Source organism: Hymenobacter crusticola (assembly GCF_002154225.1).
In the GTDB taxonomy this organism is placed as follows: domain Bacteria; phylum Bacteroidota; class Bacteroidia; order Cytophagales; family Hymenobacteraceae; genus Hymenobacter; species Hymenobacter crusticola.
Genome location: NZ_MTSE01000015.1, coordinates 108,544 through 125,946, shown reverse-complemented (window position 1 = coordinate 125,946; position 17,403 = coordinate 108,544). Strand labels below are relative to the sequence as shown.

The window sequence follows — 17,403 nt, the reverse complement described above, 5'->3', positions numbered from 1 at the left end:
TACGCAACAGGCTGATCTTGTAGAAAGAGCGACACGAGTAGGGCGTGCCGGACCGCAGCGAGGTAGACTCCCAGAAGTCGGCTAGATTAAACACATTGAAGTGGCCAACTTCCCGCTGAATTCCCCCAGGCAGCAGCGTGCTCAGGTCGGAGCTAGTGCAGGGAGCCAACTCCTGGTAAAGCGTATGAAGCGTGGTCGTCGTCATGGCAGCAGGCGGCTTGTAGAATTCAAAGTTACTGCAACTACGCATTGGGCGGAAAGTTTACGACTACCTGCGCCATATAGTTAGTTGCTACAAAAGCACGTAACCTTCGCTAAGCACTCACCCTACGGGCGCGCGAAGCCTAGGTGCGCAAAGGCCTAAAAACGCTCGTGCTTGGGCCTCCGCGCTGAGTCATCCTAGCTTCCTTCCTGAACCCGTACAGTAGGCAATGGCTGGCCCTAGGTTTATAAATCTCGTCGTTCCGTTTACTAGGCGCCTATGGACTAAAAGGATGTTTCGTGGGCGTTTCGTTTGCGAATACCTTCCTCAGTTCTTGGGATAAGGTATTTGCTTAACATCGTTAGGGCGGTAGCTTGGACTTCCTCAATAAATGGCCGTAGCGTTTGGTTGTACGCTTGGAAGGCCAACTCAAAACTGCCTTCGTGCTTTTCCAACGCATCCGCGATAGCACCAGCGCCAATAACTGCCAACGAAGCTCCTATTCCTGCCGCGGGCGAAGCGCAATAACCAGCATCACCCACCAACGCTACGCGGCCTTTCGTCCACGACGGTATTTTGATTTGACAAAACTTGTCAACGTATGGCGTTTCGGCTGCTTTTATTTCTTCTAATAATTCGTCGGTTCCCCAGCTTTGTTCGGCAAACTGTTTCGCAATGATATTTCGTTGTTGCTCGGTATCTCGGTAATTGTACGAAGTTTTTTCTCTGAGAAAAGCCAAAAGCTAGATCCGTCTTTTCATTGTACGCATTCAGCATAATCACCTTGCCCGGTACATTGTACATCTGGGCGGTACTCTGCGTTATCAATGATTTCTTGATGATGTAAGTGAAAAGTAATGATTCATGAAATGCGAATATTCACGCTCATGACCGAATCGGATTTTTCTTACGTAGGTTTTACAGAACTATTTATAAATAATTTTTGGAAATTACTGCCGAAAATTAACGGTTAACTTACCGGATAAATTTTAGGAAAGAAAAGTCAAGGTGGCGCATTTCTATCTCGTTCTGACTCGATTCAATTTGCGCCTTTGTTGCATAGCCAAACATCTCTCGCTCGTAGTCGCTGATAGCAGCTTCTAAGGTTTTATATTTTCCGCTGACTAGATTATCAGATAAAGTCAAAGCGTCCACTAGCCCGGTATTTACACCCTGGCCAGCAAAAGGGGGCATTAAATGCGCAGCATCACCAATAAGCGTTATGGGCAAAGGGCGATTATTTTTCCAGGCATTGTTCAACGGTAGTTTTCTCGTCGGCAATCCCCAGAAAGAATGCGTTGAGCGGAATACCTGCTTGTAACTATCAGACCACTGGGAAAACCTCTCAGAGAGAAATAAACGAATGCTGTCCGTGTCCTGAAAATTGAGGTTATTACCTTGAAGCCATTCTTCAGGTTTTTTGAAAATCACGCCATAGGTTAATGAGCCATTGTTGCAAGGATTTACAACTAATAAGTTTCCCTGGTGCGCAGCCATTAGCCTGTTGCCATTGCATAGCTGATAAAACTCCCGGCAATTTATTTCAGGCTGAGGTATATCTCCTTGTATGATAAAAGTCCCGGTGTCTTCTACTTCAGCATCCGTAACATAGTTTCTCACTTTGGACATTCCTCCATTGGCTACGATAACAAAATCAGCGGTTGCCCCGGGTTTGCCTTCAAATTGCAGAAACCATTTCCCGTTCTGCGCTTCTACTCCAATGCATTTTCTGTCCCAAACAACAGTGTCAGTGGTTAGACTACGGAGCAATAGTTTTCTTAAATCGTTCCTGTTTATCTCAGGGTTATCGTATTGGTTTTCGGGAGTAGGTTTCGTGGTAAACGACACGTTGCCGTGTTCATCCGCCATGCTTATTCCCATGGGTTTTGCCGTAGCATAATAGCTCTCCAGCAAACCAGCCTTTCTTAGAGCCTTCTGTCCCGAATCTTTATGCAGGTCAAGCGTGCCGCCCCAAATTCTTGTTTGGGCGTCTTGGTCTCTTTCGTATACCGTGACAGCTACGCCTGCTTGCTGTAATAACTTTGCCATTGTGAGCCCGACTGGACCGGCACCGAGGATGGCTACCTCTTTGTTATTCAATAACATGATTTTGCGTTGGTTGATGATTTATTGCAACGCAAAATTCTCTCATGCTCCCGTGCTAGGCTTGAACAAACGCGACAAAATCGTTGGGAAGGTTATGCTTTCCGCTCTTTACTTGGCGGGCGAAGGCGGCGGGTGTCGTGCCGCTGTAGCGCTTGAACTCCCGGCTTAAATGGGCTTGGTCTGTATAACCTAGCTCTTGGGCTAAGCCGGCTAGGTTGGTAGTGGGATATCGCAATAAATGGTTGCGGGCTTGCTCAAAGCGCATCAGCCCAGATACATCTTTTACCGTGTAGCCTGCCGCCTGCTTGAATTTGCGCTCCAAGGTCCGAACGGTGGCGTGCGCCGCTGCCGCTACGTGGCTGACCGGCAGGGTGCCGTTGGCTTCTCGCATTGCTGTTCCTGCTTTGCCTAGCACGCTGTCGGTGGCTAGCCGCGCGCGGGTAGTCAGGAAATATTCGGTTGCTTGCGCTAACGCTTCCCCGATATTGCCAGCCTGCACCCACTGTGCCAAGGGAGCGTGTAACTGGGCAATGGGATGCTCGAAGATACGCACGCCGTCCTGGCCTGGCGGCAAGCCAAGCAGCTCAAATACGGTCCAGGGAAAGCACTTGATGCCAATGATTTCCAACTGATTCTGCGCGTAGATATGAATCGGTTGGTTGAGCAGCCCCACCAGAAAAGGGGACGGCAAGGCCTGCAAGCCTTCTGGGGTAGAAATGCTACAGGCGCCGCCGAAATGAAAAATGATTTCCGCGTAGCCATCCGGGAGTATCTCAAAGCTAGATGGAGTTTCCCCGAAGTCTCGGCTCATGTACCAAAACCCCTTGATAGTGTCCCGTAGCTCTTTCGGAGGATCAACGTTTTGAAGCTGCATATCGAAAGATAGTATAGCGCCCGACGGTAAGCTAGCTACGCCGCACCCAACACGGACCTAGGGGGCGTGGGCAATACGCCAAAAGCTGTCTGGCTGCATCTGGCGCCGGTCGGAACAGTATTACCGCGTTGTTGAACAAGTACAGACGCGATACTTCGCGTCTGTACTTCGGCCCGAAAGCCACAACGAACCAACCGAGCAGTAGGCCAATAAGGCTAGTTCCTGCCGGCGGCGCAGCGCAACGAGGTTACTGATACTGTATATAGAGCGGCTTGGGCGTGAGTTCGGCCAGCACTTCCTGCGGCGTCATCATGTGGTGGGGCTTCGGCCGCGGATCGTATTCGTAGAAAAGTTTGAAACCGGTGTATTGCACCGGCTGCTTCTGAATGTAGGCGCGGTACGAGTCCTTCTTCAGGATGGGGTTGCCCCAGCCATCCATGTGCATGACCACCTGCACCCGCGGGTCGAGCTTGATGTTTTGGTAGTTCGTGATCATGCCCTGCGTGAAGCGGTGTACCGTCAGCACCTTGGGTGGCAGGTGGTTCTCGCTCACGATGCGCGCCAGAAAGTTGATGGCGAAATTCACATCCTTGGCGTCGTAAGTACCGATCTTTTTGCCGGGGCGCACGCCTTTGGTTTGCATGGCAAACTCCGGGTCGATGCCCATATGCACGATAGGATCTTTTAGGTAAGGCTCCAACTTATGGAGCTCGTGTTCCAAATCGCTCAGCCCTACCTGCACGTCCAGAAACAGGATGCAGTTATGCTCCTTAGCCCAGCTAATAGTTTCCTCAATAGTGGCTTTAGAATTCATCAGGCGGTATTTACCGTCTTTACCAGCTGCACCTTGCGCCGTAATGGTCACGCTGTGCAAGGCCGGCTGAAGGGGGAGGCTAGGATCGGCGGCTTGCCACTCCTTGAGTACGCCCTCAAACTTGCGGAACATCTTTTCTTTGGGCTCCCGACCTAGGATACCCATGCCCTTAGAACGGATATTTCCATAAAAAGCCACAATGCGATGCCCTGGCAGAATGGAACCCGGCAGCTGACCATTTTTCCGGGCAATGGAGTCGGCCTTGAGGGAATCCCGGCGCATGGCTTCCCGTTTCAGCTGCAAGCTGTCGATGGGCGCGGCAGCAGCGGCTACTTCCGCAGTGGATTTTTCGTCGGGTTTGTTACCCTCCGGATGATTGCTGCAGCTTGCTAGATATAGTAGGGAAAGGAAGCCTGCTATGGGAAGAGTGGTAGTTAATTTTTCAGAATAAAACACTGAGAAGGACATAGGATGGGAAAGAACGCCAAAGGAAGTACATTCTTCTTGAATAAAGACTATACCTGTCCCAATTCACTAAGCTCGTCGGTGCTGGATAAAACTGTAAAATGCTAGTTTAAAAGCACTTAAAAATCCTGTAATCCTTCAGTAACCTTTTAAGTGTCAGGGTCCCGCAAACGCTTTGCTTCTAGCAGCCAGAAAGTAAAATGACAGTAAGCTTCTCTGCAGTAGATGCAGAAAGAAATAGCTTCCGGGGTGTGCTCTCGCTCGACGTGCCGACTGGCAAATCGACCAAAAAATAAGCTTGCGGAACTGGGTTAAAAACAACGTAAACGTTACCTAGCAAGCATCGGAATCGGACAACGCGAGTCGTAGGCAGCTCTTCGTACCATACGTATCAGAAAGCCCACAAACTGCGTCGGATGCCCATTCGGTATCATAAGCTAGCCCGTGTCCTCAGTGGCTACCATGGCTTGGGGGTAACCATTCACTCGTTTGCCGGGACTCGGACGATAGCCTGGTCGACCTCTTCACGCAGGTCACACTAAAAGCGCAGAGGAAGTTCGTTAGTCAATATATTCTGGACGGTCCGCTACTTGTCAAGTAAGAGCTAGCCATGCTACGCGTAGTTAGTGGGGCTTCTGGGCATGCGTCCCTTCGCGCCCGCGAGCCACTAAGATATACCTAGGTGTAATGGTACTCTTTGGGCTATCTTATTTCTCCGCCGCTGCTCGGCGGCCTCTAAGTGCCCTGCTTGTTAATACTACTGGTACTGAATGTATAGCGGGTCGGGGTGGAGGCTAGCTACTTCTCGCGGCGTCATTAGGCGCGATTCGTTGCGCTGGTCGTTTTTGTAGAAGATTTTGAAGCCCGTATACTGCACTGGTTCCCGCTGAATGAACTTGCGGTAGGAGCTGCGCTTGATGCTGGGCGTGCCCCAGCCATCCATGTGCATCACGATTTGCACCCGCGGGTCGAGCTTGATATTCTGGTAGTTCGTGAGCATGTCCTGCCGGAAGCGATGCACAACCAGCACTTTGGGTGGGAGTTGATTCTCGCTCACGATGCGGGCTAAGAAATAGCGGGCGTAGTTCACGTCAGTAGCGTCAAACTCGCCCACTTCCGTACCCGGTCGGGCCCCCGATTTCATCGAAAACTCTGGGTCGATACCTAGGTGCACGAAAGGCAGCCGTAGGTATTTTTCGAGGCGGGGCAGCTCCTCGGGCAGGGTGCTCAGGCCTACCTGCACGTCCAGAAACACTAGCGCATGCTGCTCCCGGCCCCAGTTTACCACGCGCTCAATCACCGAATCGGGGAGGGCCAGGCGGTACTTGCCATCGGCGCCAGCATCGTGCTGGGCTATCACGACGATAGCGTGCAGGGCCGGCCGCACAGGTGTTTTGGGGTCGGCCTTCGCCCACTCTTGTACCTGCGCATCGAGGCGGCGCAGCATTTCGTCCTTTGGGTATTGGCCAAGCACGCCCATTTTGGTGTGAATGGGGTTGCCATAATAGGCCACAATCCGGCTGTCGGGCAGAATAGTGCCCGGCAACTGCCCGCCCGCACGGGCTATTGAGTCAGTACGCAAGGAGTCCTGGTACACTATGCGCTGCTGGATCAGCGCAATTTGGGCCGGCGACAGCGCTTTCGTGTGCCGTTCGTGTTCAGTACAGCCCGTCGGTAAGGCTACCGATGCCCAAAAGCTGAGAAAAAGACCGAAAAGAGGTGAGCAGATGAGCTTGAAAGAAAACACAGATAGTACGGTTACGGCATACGAGCTTGTAAGATACAACCTCCTCAGCAACATACGCCACAGCTACAAGTAACGCTGGCGCAATCTATTTTTTGGCAACTATTTGACGATCAATGGTATAGAAGGGATAATAAATTTGCTGGAAAGTGAGCATCAGCAGAGAAGCTAGCTTGCTGCTGACAGATACTGAGATGCGTTAGCCTGAATTACCGAACAACCGGATAGTTTCTAGGATCAAACGTTATGGCCAGTGAAAATTCAGACCGTATCGCCTGACCGTCAAGTTGACCAGGTTCCCAATATTCGTGCAAAGACCGCACAAGGCGTAAGGCTTCGGCATCAATTGCCTGAGCTGCGACAACTTGGCTTACTGGCGCCTTGGCTCCACGCTCAATGTGCACGTTAGAAATAGTGCCGTCGCGCTCAACAATAAATTCCACAGACACGAATCCTTTCAAGCCCGACGCTAGCGCCACTGCTGGATAGCGAAACTCCGAATCGAGGCGGCGGGCTAGGTTGATAGTGCCGCCTGGGTATTCGGGCGCCCGATCAGGCCTCGTAAGAATAAGATCGTTTTTATCTCCCGCATTCCAAGTGGTTAGCTTGGTGGAGGAGAGAAAAGGGGCTACTACCCACTTCTTATTTTTTGCGGGTTTGGGAGAAGGTATTGCTTTCAGGATTGCTTGCTCACAGATTACCGTCAGCAACAGCAAAACTCCTATTGCGGCAACAAATGACTGAGTCCAGTGCCAACGAGCAAGCGGATGGTGTAGCATGGATAGGGGCTGTATAAGTGGTCTGATTACAAGCTAAGTATAAAAGAATTTAGTTGTACTGAAAAACGCCAACTACGGTTAGGTAGTTGGCGTTCGGAGGAGGTGTCGCAGCGCGAATAACCTAGCCCAGCTTATTGCTTAGCAAAGAGGATTGGAACTACATAAGAAACTTTGACTAGGCGGTTGCCTTGTTTACCAGGTGTCCACTGACCCGGCAATGTGCTGATAACTCGTAGCGCCTCCTCGTTTATAGCCTTAGCGGCGGCAGCTTGAGTTCCTTCTTCCTGGAGGCCATGTTGAAGCCGTACACCCGAGAGGCTGCCGTCCTTTTCCACGATAAACCCGACGAATACTTTTCCTTCAACTCCTGCCTCTACGGCTACGGGCGGATAATGCGTATTGGCCCCAATATCAGCTAGTAACTTGGAAATGCCGCCGGGGTATTCGGGCATGTGCTCCACGTACGTGAATATGGTATCCTTTTTAGCAAGTGGAACCGGTGGCGCAGTAGCTACCGACGTGGTAGCGGAAGCACCGGACGGTCTGGGCTCGGGCAGGGCGCCGGTGTAGGAGGTTTTCTCACAAGCAACTATCGTGAGCAACAGCGCCCCGACGGGCAACGCAAGCCACTGCTTCCAGCGGCGGAGAACGGGAGGATGATGGAGCATAGCGATACGCGTTAGGATGGAAGAAGTGTGAAAAGTGGTAGTTAAGGCAGGAGTGAAACCTAGGTGGGCTGCGGCTTGTCGCGCGAGCAGTGAGGTGTAGCTAATGGGGGTGGCTTGGCTAGCTGCTGCGTCGGCGAGGTATTCGTGGGTGAGGTGCAAGGCACGCGGCAACAGGTGCACGAACGGGTTGAACCACAGCGCCGCCCGCCACAGCGCTAGCCACAGCCGGTCGTAGGTGTGGCCCTGGCGCACATGAGCTAGCTCGTGGGCTAATATCTGCTCTGCCTCGAAGGCATCGAGCAGCGTGGTTTCATCCCAATACACGGTGCGGCCAAAGGAGCCGGTGGGTTGGCGGCCACCCGTGAGTCGCAGCGTGTAGCCTGATTGCAGCTCGATGGGCAAGGCTTGGGTGAAGCGCCACTGCTGCCAGAGCTGCCAAGCTAGGTGCGCCAGAAAAACCGCTACACCCGCGCCGTACACCCACAGTAGCCAATTAGTGTTGGGCTGGATGCTGGCCGCTATGCCCACGCCCACTTCGGGAAGCAAAAAGCTAGGTAGGCGATTCGTCAAAGTGGGAGCGGCGGGCCACAGACTAGGTAGTTGCAGCAGCGGCAGCCCCGCCGCAAGCGCCGGCGCCAGCAGCAAGAAGAACCGATTGTAGCGGAAACAACGCTCCGAGCGCAAGGCTAAGTAGTAGAGCACCCACAATGCGCCGAGCACGAGTGTGCTGAGCAGCATCCAGTTGAGTAGAGGCAACATGCTTATATTCGTTAAAAAGCGGAGGCAATTGACGCGTAATCAGAAATCCACAGTCACCACACAGCTGAGGTAGCAGCTAGGCCAGCCATACAGTAGCACCTAATTAGTGGCATTATTGGCGCTTATGGTTCTTGTAATAAGAAGGGTCAGGACGGATAGCGTATTTGTTGAATTCTTTGACTGTGGATTCTTTAATCGGAATTGATATACCCACAACAGATCGTGTATCCACACCATTGAAACTCCAATCTACCGTGAGGTGATATTCATCAGGGTACTTGGATAGGTAGGTATCGGTGTACGCTGGGTTCACATCACACACGACCATCACGCTGACAGGAACAGTCTGACCTGCTTGCTGGCCAGGAAGCCATTTGCCTGGTAGGTTTTGTACGGCAGCCAGGCTTTTCTCCTGAATTTCTTTAACGGCTGTTGCTGGTCCTTCTATAGTAGCGTCACTCTGATCAATACCTATATTCTGCATACTACCACTCTCAGTCACAATGAATTTGATAATAATGCGACCCCGTATGTGTGCGGCTATAGCAGCTTTAGAATAGTATTTGGGAGAGTGCATGATAGGATCAATAATATCCTCAAAAAGCTTGCGCGTACCCGTCTCATAAATAGGCACTTGCTCTACCTGCTGATAGGTATACACCTTCCCCTCCGCTGTCTGACCACTTACGATCGGCGCAACTGGGTCCTTATCCTGCGCGCACGCTAGGGTGATAAGGAGTACGGTACTCAGCGGCAGCACCAGCCACCGTTTCCAACTCCGAACAGAACGAGCCTGTAGCATGGCAATGCGAATTAAGGTTTGGGAAGAAGCAAACGAGTGCGCAAGCGGAAACCTAGGGTGAAGCTGCTGCAAGGTGAGCCGGGCCAGTAGTGCGGTGTAGGAAATAGGTGCCGCATCGGGGGCCGCGGTCAGCACGGCCGCGTCGGCGAGGTATTCGTGGGTGAGGCGCAGGGCGCGCGGCAACAGGTGCACGAACGGGTTGAACCACAGCAACGCCCGCAAAACTTCTAGGTGGAGCTGCTCCCACGTATGGTTCTGCTGCACGTGAGCTAGCTCGTGGTGCAACACCTGCTGTGCTTCGGCGGGCGTTAAGGCCGCCGTTTCATCCCAGAAGATGTACTTGCCAAACGAGCTAATAGGAAGCTTGCCGCTCGTCAGGACCAAGGTGTAGCTGAATTCTTCTTCCTGCGGCAAGCCGGAGGTGGCGCGGCGTAGTGCGGCTAGCTGCCAACCTAACCTGCCGAGCCACAGCAACACCCCAGCACCGTACAACAATGCCAGCCATGGCCACGGAGCTGACACATCCGGTGGCGCCAGCGGCACTACGCTCGACAGCGAGGGCGCCGGGGCAAAGACTACCAGGGGAGCTACCGTGGTACTGGGGGTAGCAGCAGGTAGCCAGCTGCCTAGGTTCAGTGCCTGGAGCGGTAGCAAGGGGAAACCCAGCGCTAGCCACGGCATCAGGCGCAAAAACCAGCGGTTGTAATGGAAGCAGGCCTCGCGCCGTAGCGCCAAATGGTACAGCAGCCAGCAGGCGCCCAGGCAAAGCGTGCTTTGCCACATCCAGCTAAGTAGGGCGAGTGTCGTCGGGAGTGGGAGCATCGTCGTCGGGGTTGGGATGGGCTAGGTTTTGCTGGGCGTGGCGCAGCAGCTCGTCGAGCTGTTGGGCGTCGAGGTCTTCTTCCTTGGCAAAAAAGGATACCAGTCGAGTGAAGGAGCCACCGAAGTAGCCACCGAGCAGTTTGCGCAGCGAAAAGCGGCGGTAGTCGTCTTGCGCAATCAGCGCGAAGTAGCGGTGCGTGCGGCCAAAAGCTTCGTGATCCACAAACCCCTTTTGTTCTAGGATGCGGATGATGGTCGAGACGGTGGTGTAGGCCGGAGTGGGCGCGGGAAGCTCGGGCAACAGATCCTTGACGAAAGAAGGACCGCGCCGCCAGAGCACTTGCATGACTTGCTCTTCGGCTTTGGTGAGTTCGGGGAGGTTTTCCATAAGTACTTACTTGATGGAAATGAAGGTATAACTAATTTATTAGTTAATCAACTAAATCTTTAGATAAGATTTTGACAATGGGTGTCTGCTCAGTGCTTTGTACTTCAAATGCAGTGAAAAGCTTAAGCTACAGACCTAGGATCTGTGAGTAGGTATTCAGGCAAGGCACTGGTTCTGTTAAATAATCCAAATGGTGGCATAGAGGCGTTGAGCCCTAGTAAGGGGCCACCCTTAGTAGACACGAACGCCGGAACACTATCCCAGCCCTCGCGGAGTGGTACCGCTCACTCAAGGGTGGGTGTTGCCTCGCTGGTCTATGACTAAGGTGGGGCTACTCAGCTTTCTCGCAATGCCCAAAAAGAACAGCGCAAAACGGCTTGCGCGAATACTATCATACCTAGGTCAGTAAAAGCAGTATTCCGAATCGGAGAAAAAGCTGTATTCTCCTTCTAATCAGCTTTTCAGGCGCGCGGAAAGAAATTTTTTGGCCGGTTTGTGGTGTTATGTAGGCAGCTTAATACTCAAAAACCACCCGCTTTTGTTCTTCACTAAGTCCAACTTCCCGCTGCGGCATCTAACCTGGTTGCTGTGGCTTACCCTGCTAGTAGCACCCGCGCTTAGTTGCACGAAAGATGCTGCCCAGCCTACGGAGGAACCTACCGTAACTACGCCAACGCCGGCCGCTCCGCAAACTGGCCAATTGCTCAGCAGCACCCTCATCGGCGAGTACACGCCCGCCGACCTCGCGGGGCGCGTATCGGACGTGCCGTTGGTAGGAACTCTGACGAAATATTCCATCAAAGCGTACCGGCTCACCTACACCACCCTCAATACGGATGGCAAAACCATCACGGCCTCGGGGGCGTTGCTGGTGCCCGTCACGCCGCAGCCTTTGGCCGTACTGAGCTACCAGCACGGTACCATCCGTCCCGCCGATGAAGATCGGGCCCCTTCGCACTATAACTCCAACAGCGAGGTGTGGTCGGCCGTGTCGGTGCTGGCTTCCACGGGCTACATCGTGTCGGCGCCCGACTACATTGGCTATGGGGCTTCCAAAGCGTATCCGCACCCGTATGAGCACGCCGCCTCGCTAGCTTCGGCGTCCGCAGACATGTTGCGGGCTGCTTATGCGTTTTGTGGCAAGGAAAACGTGCAAGTGAGCAAAAAGAACTTCCTGCTAGGCTACTCGGAAGGAGGCTTCGCCACGCTCGCGCTGCACAAATTGCTGGAAGAAAAATACGCAAATGAGTTTGCCGTAACAGCCTGCGCGCCGGGCGCAGGTGCGTACCACAAGTCGGCCTTCGCCGACTATATCCTCGGGTCCGATAAGCCTTTGAGCTTTCTGAGCACGTACGTGTGGGTGCTCGATACCTACAATCGTGTGTATGGTATCAATCGGCCGTTGTCTTATTACTTCAAAGCACCATATGCGGAGCAGTTGAAAGCCAACGTGTTTGGCGACGTGCCCGACTATCCTAGCCAACTCTTCACTGATGCCTTCCGAACGAGCATCCTGCAAAAAACGGATGCCCAGATGCTTGCTGCCTTCCGCGACAACGACATCTACGATTGGAAGCCCACGGCGCCCCTCGCTCTCTTCCACGGCACCGCCGACGATTACGTGCCCTACTTTAACTCGCAGGATGCCTACAACGCTATGCAGGCGCGCGGCGCAAAGCAGGTGCAGCTCCGTCCTATCCAAGGCGGCAACCATTTCACCTCGGTCGCTACCTACACGCTGGCTGCTTACGCTTTCATCTCGCAGTATAATACGGAGTTGAAGTAATCTGTTGTCGAGTAAGGAATCACTAAAAAAGCCCACTCCATATGGAGCGGGCTTTTTTAGTGATTCGAAAGACGTTGGCGCGTCGAGATGCTGTTGAGGCTAAGGAATGCTTCGCTACTACGTAGGTTAACTAGCTGTTGTGGAAAGCAATGAGCTAGCCATGCCGGCTGCCGCTTTGGGGGGCTTGGCCCTCGTCGGTGGGGGTAGTCATGCCCGTGCCGCTTTCCAGGTTGCCGGCTACTTGATCCTTTAGGTTTTCGTCGGTGGCGATGTGCGGCTGGCTGGCCTGACCCGACAAGCCACTCCGCACGGAACGGTCGTGGTCCGTAGAGCCGGCGTGTTGTGCCTTCTCCGATGACTGATTGCTGATTTTCTCGCTATTGGCATTTGGCCCAGCGTTGGGGTCGTGTTGGCTGCGTTTTCCAGATTGCTTCGACATAATCGCAAAAGTTAGGATGGTGGGAAGGAAGCTAGGTCGTGCAGGCGTTGCCGCCACAACCTGTGTTAGCGTACGCCAGCCAGCAGCGGCTGTTTCGCCAGACACGGAAAGGATTGTGGCATTTCGCTGAGCAGCAGCAGTACCCTAGGTAACCTGTGGCCTACTTGCTTCAGAAAAATGGTTAGTTGCTATGCCTGCCTAGGGAGCAAGGTTAGCTGAGGGTACCTCTTCCGGTCTGGCTAGCAGTGTTTTGAAACGCCTGCCGAAACCAGCAGCCCGCCAGCGCCGCCATGCCCCCAAGCAATCCGCCCACGACGGCCGTGAGTAGTACCAAGGCCCAGCTACTGCCACCAAGCGGGAGCAATTGAGCTACGCGGTGGGCCAGCAAACCGTTGTTGCCACTAGTCAGCCATGCCGCCGCCACGGCCCAACCTAGGCCCACACCCGCAAACCCAGCCCAAAAGCTGCGCCCGCCCGTGCGCCCTAGCCCGGCAGCTAGGAGAAACGAGATAGGGGCCACAATCCACCAAGGGAGGAATAACTGCGCTATTGCGGCAAGTACTAAGATCAGAAGAAAGAGAAGCATAGGTAGATAAAAGTTATTCCTCACTGTTCGGGAATGCCAGACAAATCTTCCACATTCTTCGGAAGCTTGTAAGGCTCTCGGCTAAAGGTGACTGGCAGTGTCATGGACACTGCCACCGGCACCTCCTTTTCACGACCGGGTAGCCAGTTGGGCAAGCTTTGGATGACGCGTAAAGCTTCGGCGTTAGTGGCGGGGGAAAGTCCTTTTTGAACCCTAGGCGCCTGAACCTGGCCCTTTTCACTCACCACAAATTCTACGAAAACCAAGCCGTCAACTCGGCCTGTTTTCACTTCTTCCGGCAGCCGTACGTGCTGAGCTAGGTAGAGAAGCGCGCCGCGTTTGCCGCCCTTTGGGTAAGTAGGCATATGCTGTACCCAGGCATACACCACGGGCTTCTGACCAGTCGCTTTGGCCGACGTACCACGCTGGGCTACAACAGTAAAGGGCAGCAACGAAAGGCAACAAGCTAGGTAGTACGGCATGGGAGCGAAGTAGAAGCCTAGGGTGCTTTAGCGCGTTAACTCCCACGCGGCTTTCACCCGCGGGTTCTTTTCGTCGGGGCTGCGCAAGAACACTAAGGGGTGCAGTTGGCCTTTGCTCCAGGGCTCGATCATGTCGTCGTAGAAGGGCGAGCCGGGGTTGCCGGACTCGCCGCCGGGAAACAGGCCATACGCCTGCACCTGCGGACCTAGGGCCACCACCATGCGCCACGACGGGCCGTTGCGCTCGGAAGTAGCATTCACGATGCCGGTGCCGCCGCCCACGTCGAGGTCCATGTGGCCGAAGCCGGGGAGTTGGGCTAGGTGCAGAATGTCGGTGCTTTTCTGGTTGGCCCAGGCCCACTTCGGACCGAGCGGCCCAAACTTGCGCGTGAGTGAATCGGTGGCAAACTGAAACGACTTGCGGGCTAGCTCAGTCAACGTTTCCTTGGCCGGCGTGCGGGTATCGTCGATCCAGCGGGAGTTAGGCTCTTGCAGGATGAGGGTGTTGGTCCGGTCGCGGGTCGGAAAGCGCATTTCCAAACCAGTAGCCTTGCCGAAGTCATCATCCCAAATGCGCTTCACTAAATTGGTGTACCACAGCTCGAACATCGTGGGGCCGGTGGCATGCGCGTCGTAGAAGTAGTTCCAGCGACCTAGCTCTTGGTAAGCTTGCTGCTGGGCCGCCGACAGCTGCGTAGGCTGCACTAGCGCCAGCAACCTAGGCAGCATAAGTTGGGCATTCAACCCTAGGTTATCGTTCTGTAGCACGCGTAGGCTGTCGGGCGTGACGTGGTTCATGTGGGCCAGGCGCTCGTTGATGCGGTGCCCCCGCTCGTAGTCGCCATAGTTCCAGTTGAGATAATACGGGTAGTCCTTGGGGTTAGCCGAGAACTGGTTGGCCGACGACACAAAGCCCCGCGGCGGATTTTTCACGTGCGGGTTTTGCGCCGACGGAATCCAGCCCTGCCAGTCGTAGGCGGGGTTGGTGCCATCCAGCACAAACTTGCCCTGCTCTTTCCACTTCAGCGGCAGCAAGCCGTTGGGCCAAATGGCAATATCCTGTTGGCTATCCGCGAAGATGAAGTTCTGGGCTGGGGCGCCGTACGTGGCAAGAGCCGCGGTGTAATCTTGGTAATTGCGGGTGCGGTTGAGGCGGTAAAAGGTCAGAAATTCGTTAGCGGCATCGTGCGCCACCCAGCGCATGGCGTGCAGAATGGGCGTCTGCGGCAGAAAGGGCTTTTCCTGCCGGTCGTACACAATGGGGCCGTGGTGGGTATACAGCACCGTGTCGAGGCGGTCGGGCTGGCCGCGCACCTTGATGCGCTCCACCACGCGGCGCACTGGCTTCCAGCGGCCATCGTGCCAGTACTCGCGGCGCGTGTTGTCCTTGAACTTCAGTTGGTACCAATCGAGCACGTCGGCGTAAGTGTTGGTCACGCCCCAGGCTACTTGCTCATTAAACCCAATAATGATGAACGGCACCCCCGGAATAGAAACGCCGCACACGTTCACGCCCGGCGCGGCCAGCTGCGCTTGGTACCAGATGCTCGGCAAGTTGAGCTGCAAGTGCGGGTCGTTGGCGAGGATGGGAAACCCAGTGGCCGACTTACTCCCGCTCACAGCAAAGTTGTTGGAACCTAGCTCCGGGTCGGGCTGGTTCTGCGGCACCAAGGGCGAGTAGTCGGCCTCGAATCCAGCAGGCGCGGCGGGTACCGGCACGGGCTTAAAATCGAGCGGCGTGCCTTCTGGAATCACGGGGTCTTCGCGTAGCGGGTAGTCGGGGAACAAGTCGCGCACCACCTCGCGGCCATACTTACCTAGGGCGTTGCTTAGGCGCAAATCGTCGGAGCGGCCCGTGAGGTCGAAGGCCATGTACTTCAGAATGAGCGCGCACTTCAGCGGCTCCCACGGCTCCGGCGCATAATCGAGCAGCTTGTACTCGAAAGGGTAAGTACTCGGCGTGAGAGAGTTGATGTAGGCATTAATACCATCGGAGTACGACGTCAGCACGGTGCGGACGGTGGGGTCGGCCATGGCCGCGTCCAGCGACTTGCGGGCGCCGTACACCATGCCCATGCGCCGGAAGAAACGGTCCGTCTCCAGCCGGTCTTTGCCCACAATTTCGGACAAGCGCCCCGCCGCTACATGCGTAACGAAGTCCATTTCCCAGAGTCGGTCGCGGGCCGTGAGGTAGCCTTGAGCGTAGTACAGGTCGTGGTCGTTTTGGGCAAAGATGTGCGGCACGCGTTGGTCGTCGAAGCGCACTTGCACAGGCTGCTGCAAGCCGGGTAGCGTGAGGGTTTGCTGCTTCGGAAAGTCGGCCGCCGTCTCACCGTTGCGCCAAAAGCCTCGGAACGGGCTCAGGAACTTGCCGAACGGCGGCACGGAACCAAAGCGGGTGTTCAGCGCCCACGTCAGCGCCACCGTTACAAGTAAAGCCAGGATTGCCTTGAGCCAACGTATCATAGGTGGCAAGTAACAACCTAGCTTTTAATAAACATAGGCTGCTCCAACAAGGACGTCATCTCGCGTGCGGAAGGTGCAATGGTAAGCCTGTCGGTTGCAGTTACCACTACCCGCTATATGGCATCCATTGGCCAATAAGAGGAGCTGGCTGAACAGGCCAGTAGTATAACGTAATAATAGGTTCTCTTACGGCACAACCGATGGTCTGCCACTCGCTTAAAAAGCACCAGGCCCCGGTTTCATAACCGGAGCCTGGCAAGGAGAGAGGAGAAGTAACGGTGCTTACTTAACGGCTACTTGCTCAGAAGCTGCCGTAGTAGCTACAGGTACGCGGCGCACGAGGCCGTTGATACCGTGTTGCTTGAGCTGGCGACGCGCTTTCTCGGCATCGCTCCAGGTGGCAAATTGACCTACCAATACGCGATTCAGGGCTTTAGCGGCTGTCGTTTCAGCTTCCACTGAAGTGGGCAGCTGCGCGTTGATCTTCTGAATTTTGGCTAGCTGGCTCTGAGCGTTGTTCGCGTCAGAGAAAGTACCGGCTTGCACCACAAAAGCTAGCTTAGTAGCTACGGCTGGGGCAACTTCGGGCACTGCTACTTCCACGGGGGTTACCGCTAGCGTTTGGGTGGTATCCGTAGCATCGAGCAAAGCCTCCAGATCGGCGGGAGCATCGGTGGGACCTAGAGGGGTAGTTTCGGCTACCACTTCGGCCACGACGTCAGCCGTACCATTTTGCACGATAGACAAAGGGCGGGCGGCTACTTCAGAGAGGTCGAGCACGCGTTGGTGGCGAAAGGGGCCGCGGTCGGTGACGCGCACCACCACGGATTTGCCGTTATCGGGATTTGTAACTCGTAAGCGGGTGCCGAAAGGTAGGCTACGGTGAGCGCAAGTGTACTTAAAACGGTTGAACCGTTCGCCACTGCTGGTAGCCTGACCTTGGTGTTCGCGGCCGTACCAAGAGGCGCGGCCACGGATTACGGCTGCCTTGGCAGCGCTAGTATTTTCATCCTCTCCTGAGGCAGCGCAAGCCACCTGCAAACCGAAAACAAACAGGAAAAAAGAGAAAGCTAGCAGCAAGCCGAAAGAGTGCAGTCGAATACGCAACGTCATTCTGTCAATAATTGGTGAACGGGACAAAACTAGAAGGGCTTTCTAGAACCGACCAGGTTTGGCCGTGCGCAAGCCCTGCCCCGAAACCATGCCAATTATCCTTTTCAA

General features: G+C 54.6%; 15 protein-coding genes and 1 pseudogene. 1 reads left to right on the top strand and 15 read right to left on the bottom strand.

The window, feature by feature from the left end; genetic code table 11:
* The 10 genes and pseudogenes from BXP70_RS21540 to BXP70_RS21495 all read right to left on the bottom strand — a co-directional run.
* Positions 1-250, bottom strand: a pseudogene (locus tag BXP70_RS21540) (hypothetical protein); the annotation flags it as partial.
* A gap of 236 nt (positions 251-486) precedes the next feature.
* Positions 487-942, bottom strand: coding sequence for a Rossmann-fold NAD(P)-binding domain-containing protein (locus tag BXP70_RS21535; protein ID WP_086596192.1), 456 nt, complete (start codon positions 940-942; stop codon positions 487-489).
* A 235-nt stretch (positions 943-1,177) separates the two neighbouring features.
* Positions 1,178-2,308 carry an FAD-dependent oxidoreductase gene (locus BXP70_RS21530; protein WP_086596191.1) on the bottom strand — a complete coding sequence of 377 codons (1,131 nt, stop codon included), beginning with the start codon at positions 2,306-2,308 and terminating at the stop codon, positions 1,178-1,180.
* Between the two features lie 55 nt (positions 2,309-2,363).
* Entirely contained in the window at positions 2,364-3,182 is an 819-nt protein-coding gene (locus BXP70_RS21525) for a helix-turn-helix domain-containing protein (RefSeq protein WP_086596190.1), read from the bottom strand.
* A 247-nt stretch (positions 3,183-3,429) separates the two neighbouring features.
* Complete coding sequence (locus BXP70_RS21520) at positions 3,430-4,464, bottom strand: hypothetical protein (RefSeq protein ID WP_245849707.1); 1,035 nt, start codon at positions 4,462-4,464, stop codon at positions 3,430-3,432.
* Positions 4,465-5,218: 754 nt separating this feature from the next.
* Positions 5,219-6,208 carry a hypothetical protein gene (locus BXP70_RS21515; protein WP_086596189.1) on the bottom strand — a complete coding sequence of 330 codons (990 nt, stop codon included), beginning with the start codon at positions 6,206-6,208 and terminating at the stop codon, positions 5,219-5,221.
* Positions 6,209-6,414: 206 nt separating this feature from the next.
* Positions 6,415-6,984 (bottom strand): energy transducer TonB, encoded by a 570-nt coding sequence (locus BXP70_RS21510; RefSeq protein WP_086596188.1) that lies wholly within the window; start codon positions 6,982-6,984, stop codon positions 6,415-6,417.
* A gap of 131 nt (positions 6,985-7,115) precedes the next feature.
* A complete protein-coding gene (locus BXP70_RS21505; RefSeq protein ID WP_086596187.1) occupies positions 7,116-8,411 on the bottom strand; it encodes a M56 family metallopeptidase in 1,296 nt (431 codons plus the stop codon).
* Positions 8,412-8,523: 112 nt separating this feature from the next.
* Positions 8,524-10,035: a M56 family metallopeptidase gene (locus tag BXP70_RS21500; protein WP_086596186.1), complete on the bottom strand. Its 1,512-nt coding sequence runs from the start codon at positions 10,033-10,035 to the stop codon at positions 8,524-8,526.
* The gene (locus tag BXP70_RS21495) at positions 10,001-10,423 is read right to left on the bottom strand and encodes a BlaI/MecI/CopY family transcriptional regulator (RefSeq protein ID WP_086596185.1); all 423 of its coding nucleotides are present in this window, start codon (positions 10,421-10,423) and stop codon (positions 10,001-10,003) included. Before BXP70_RS21495 ends, BXP70_RS21500 begins: the two co-directional genes overlap by 35 nt.
* A 538-nt stretch (positions 10,424-10,961) precedes the next feature.
* Here BXP70_RS21495 and BXP70_RS21490 point away from each other — a divergent pair.
* On the top strand, positions 10,962-12,209 hold the full coding sequence (locus BXP70_RS21490; RefSeq protein WP_086596184.1) for an alpha/beta fold hydrolase: 1,248 nt from the start codon (positions 10,962-10,964) through the stop codon (positions 12,207-12,209).
* Between the two features lie 154 nt (positions 12,210-12,363).
* On the opposite strand, the gene BXP70_RS21485 is transcribed toward BXP70_RS21490, so the two are convergent.
* From BXP70_RS21485 to BXP70_RS21465, 5 genes are all read right to left on the bottom strand, one after another.
* Complete coding sequence (locus BXP70_RS21485) at positions 12,364-12,648, bottom strand: hypothetical protein (RefSeq protein ID WP_086596183.1); 285 nt, start codon at positions 12,646-12,648, stop codon at positions 12,364-12,366.
* Between the two features lie 211 nt (positions 12,649-12,859).
* Positions 12,860-13,234: a hypothetical protein gene (locus BXP70_RS21480; protein ID WP_086596182.1), complete on the bottom strand. Its 375-nt coding sequence runs from the start codon at positions 13,232-13,234 to the stop codon at positions 12,860-12,862.
* A gap of 20 nt (positions 13,235-13,254) precedes the next feature.
* Positions 13,255-13,716, bottom strand: coding sequence for an energy transducer TonB (locus tag BXP70_RS21475; protein ID WP_086596181.1), 462 nt, complete (start codon positions 13,714-13,716; stop codon positions 13,255-13,257).
* 27 nt (positions 13,717-13,743) lie between these two features.
* Entirely contained in the window at positions 13,744-16,182 is a 2,439-nt protein-coding gene (locus BXP70_RS21470; protein WP_086596180.1) for a penicillin acylase family protein, read from the bottom strand.
* Between the two features lie 282 nt (positions 16,183-16,464).
* Entirely contained in the window at positions 16,465-17,295 is an 831-nt protein-coding gene (locus BXP70_RS21465) for a septal ring lytic transglycosylase RlpA family protein (RefSeq protein WP_086596179.1), read from the bottom strand.
* Between the last annotated feature and the right edge of the window lie 108 nt (positions 17,296-17,403).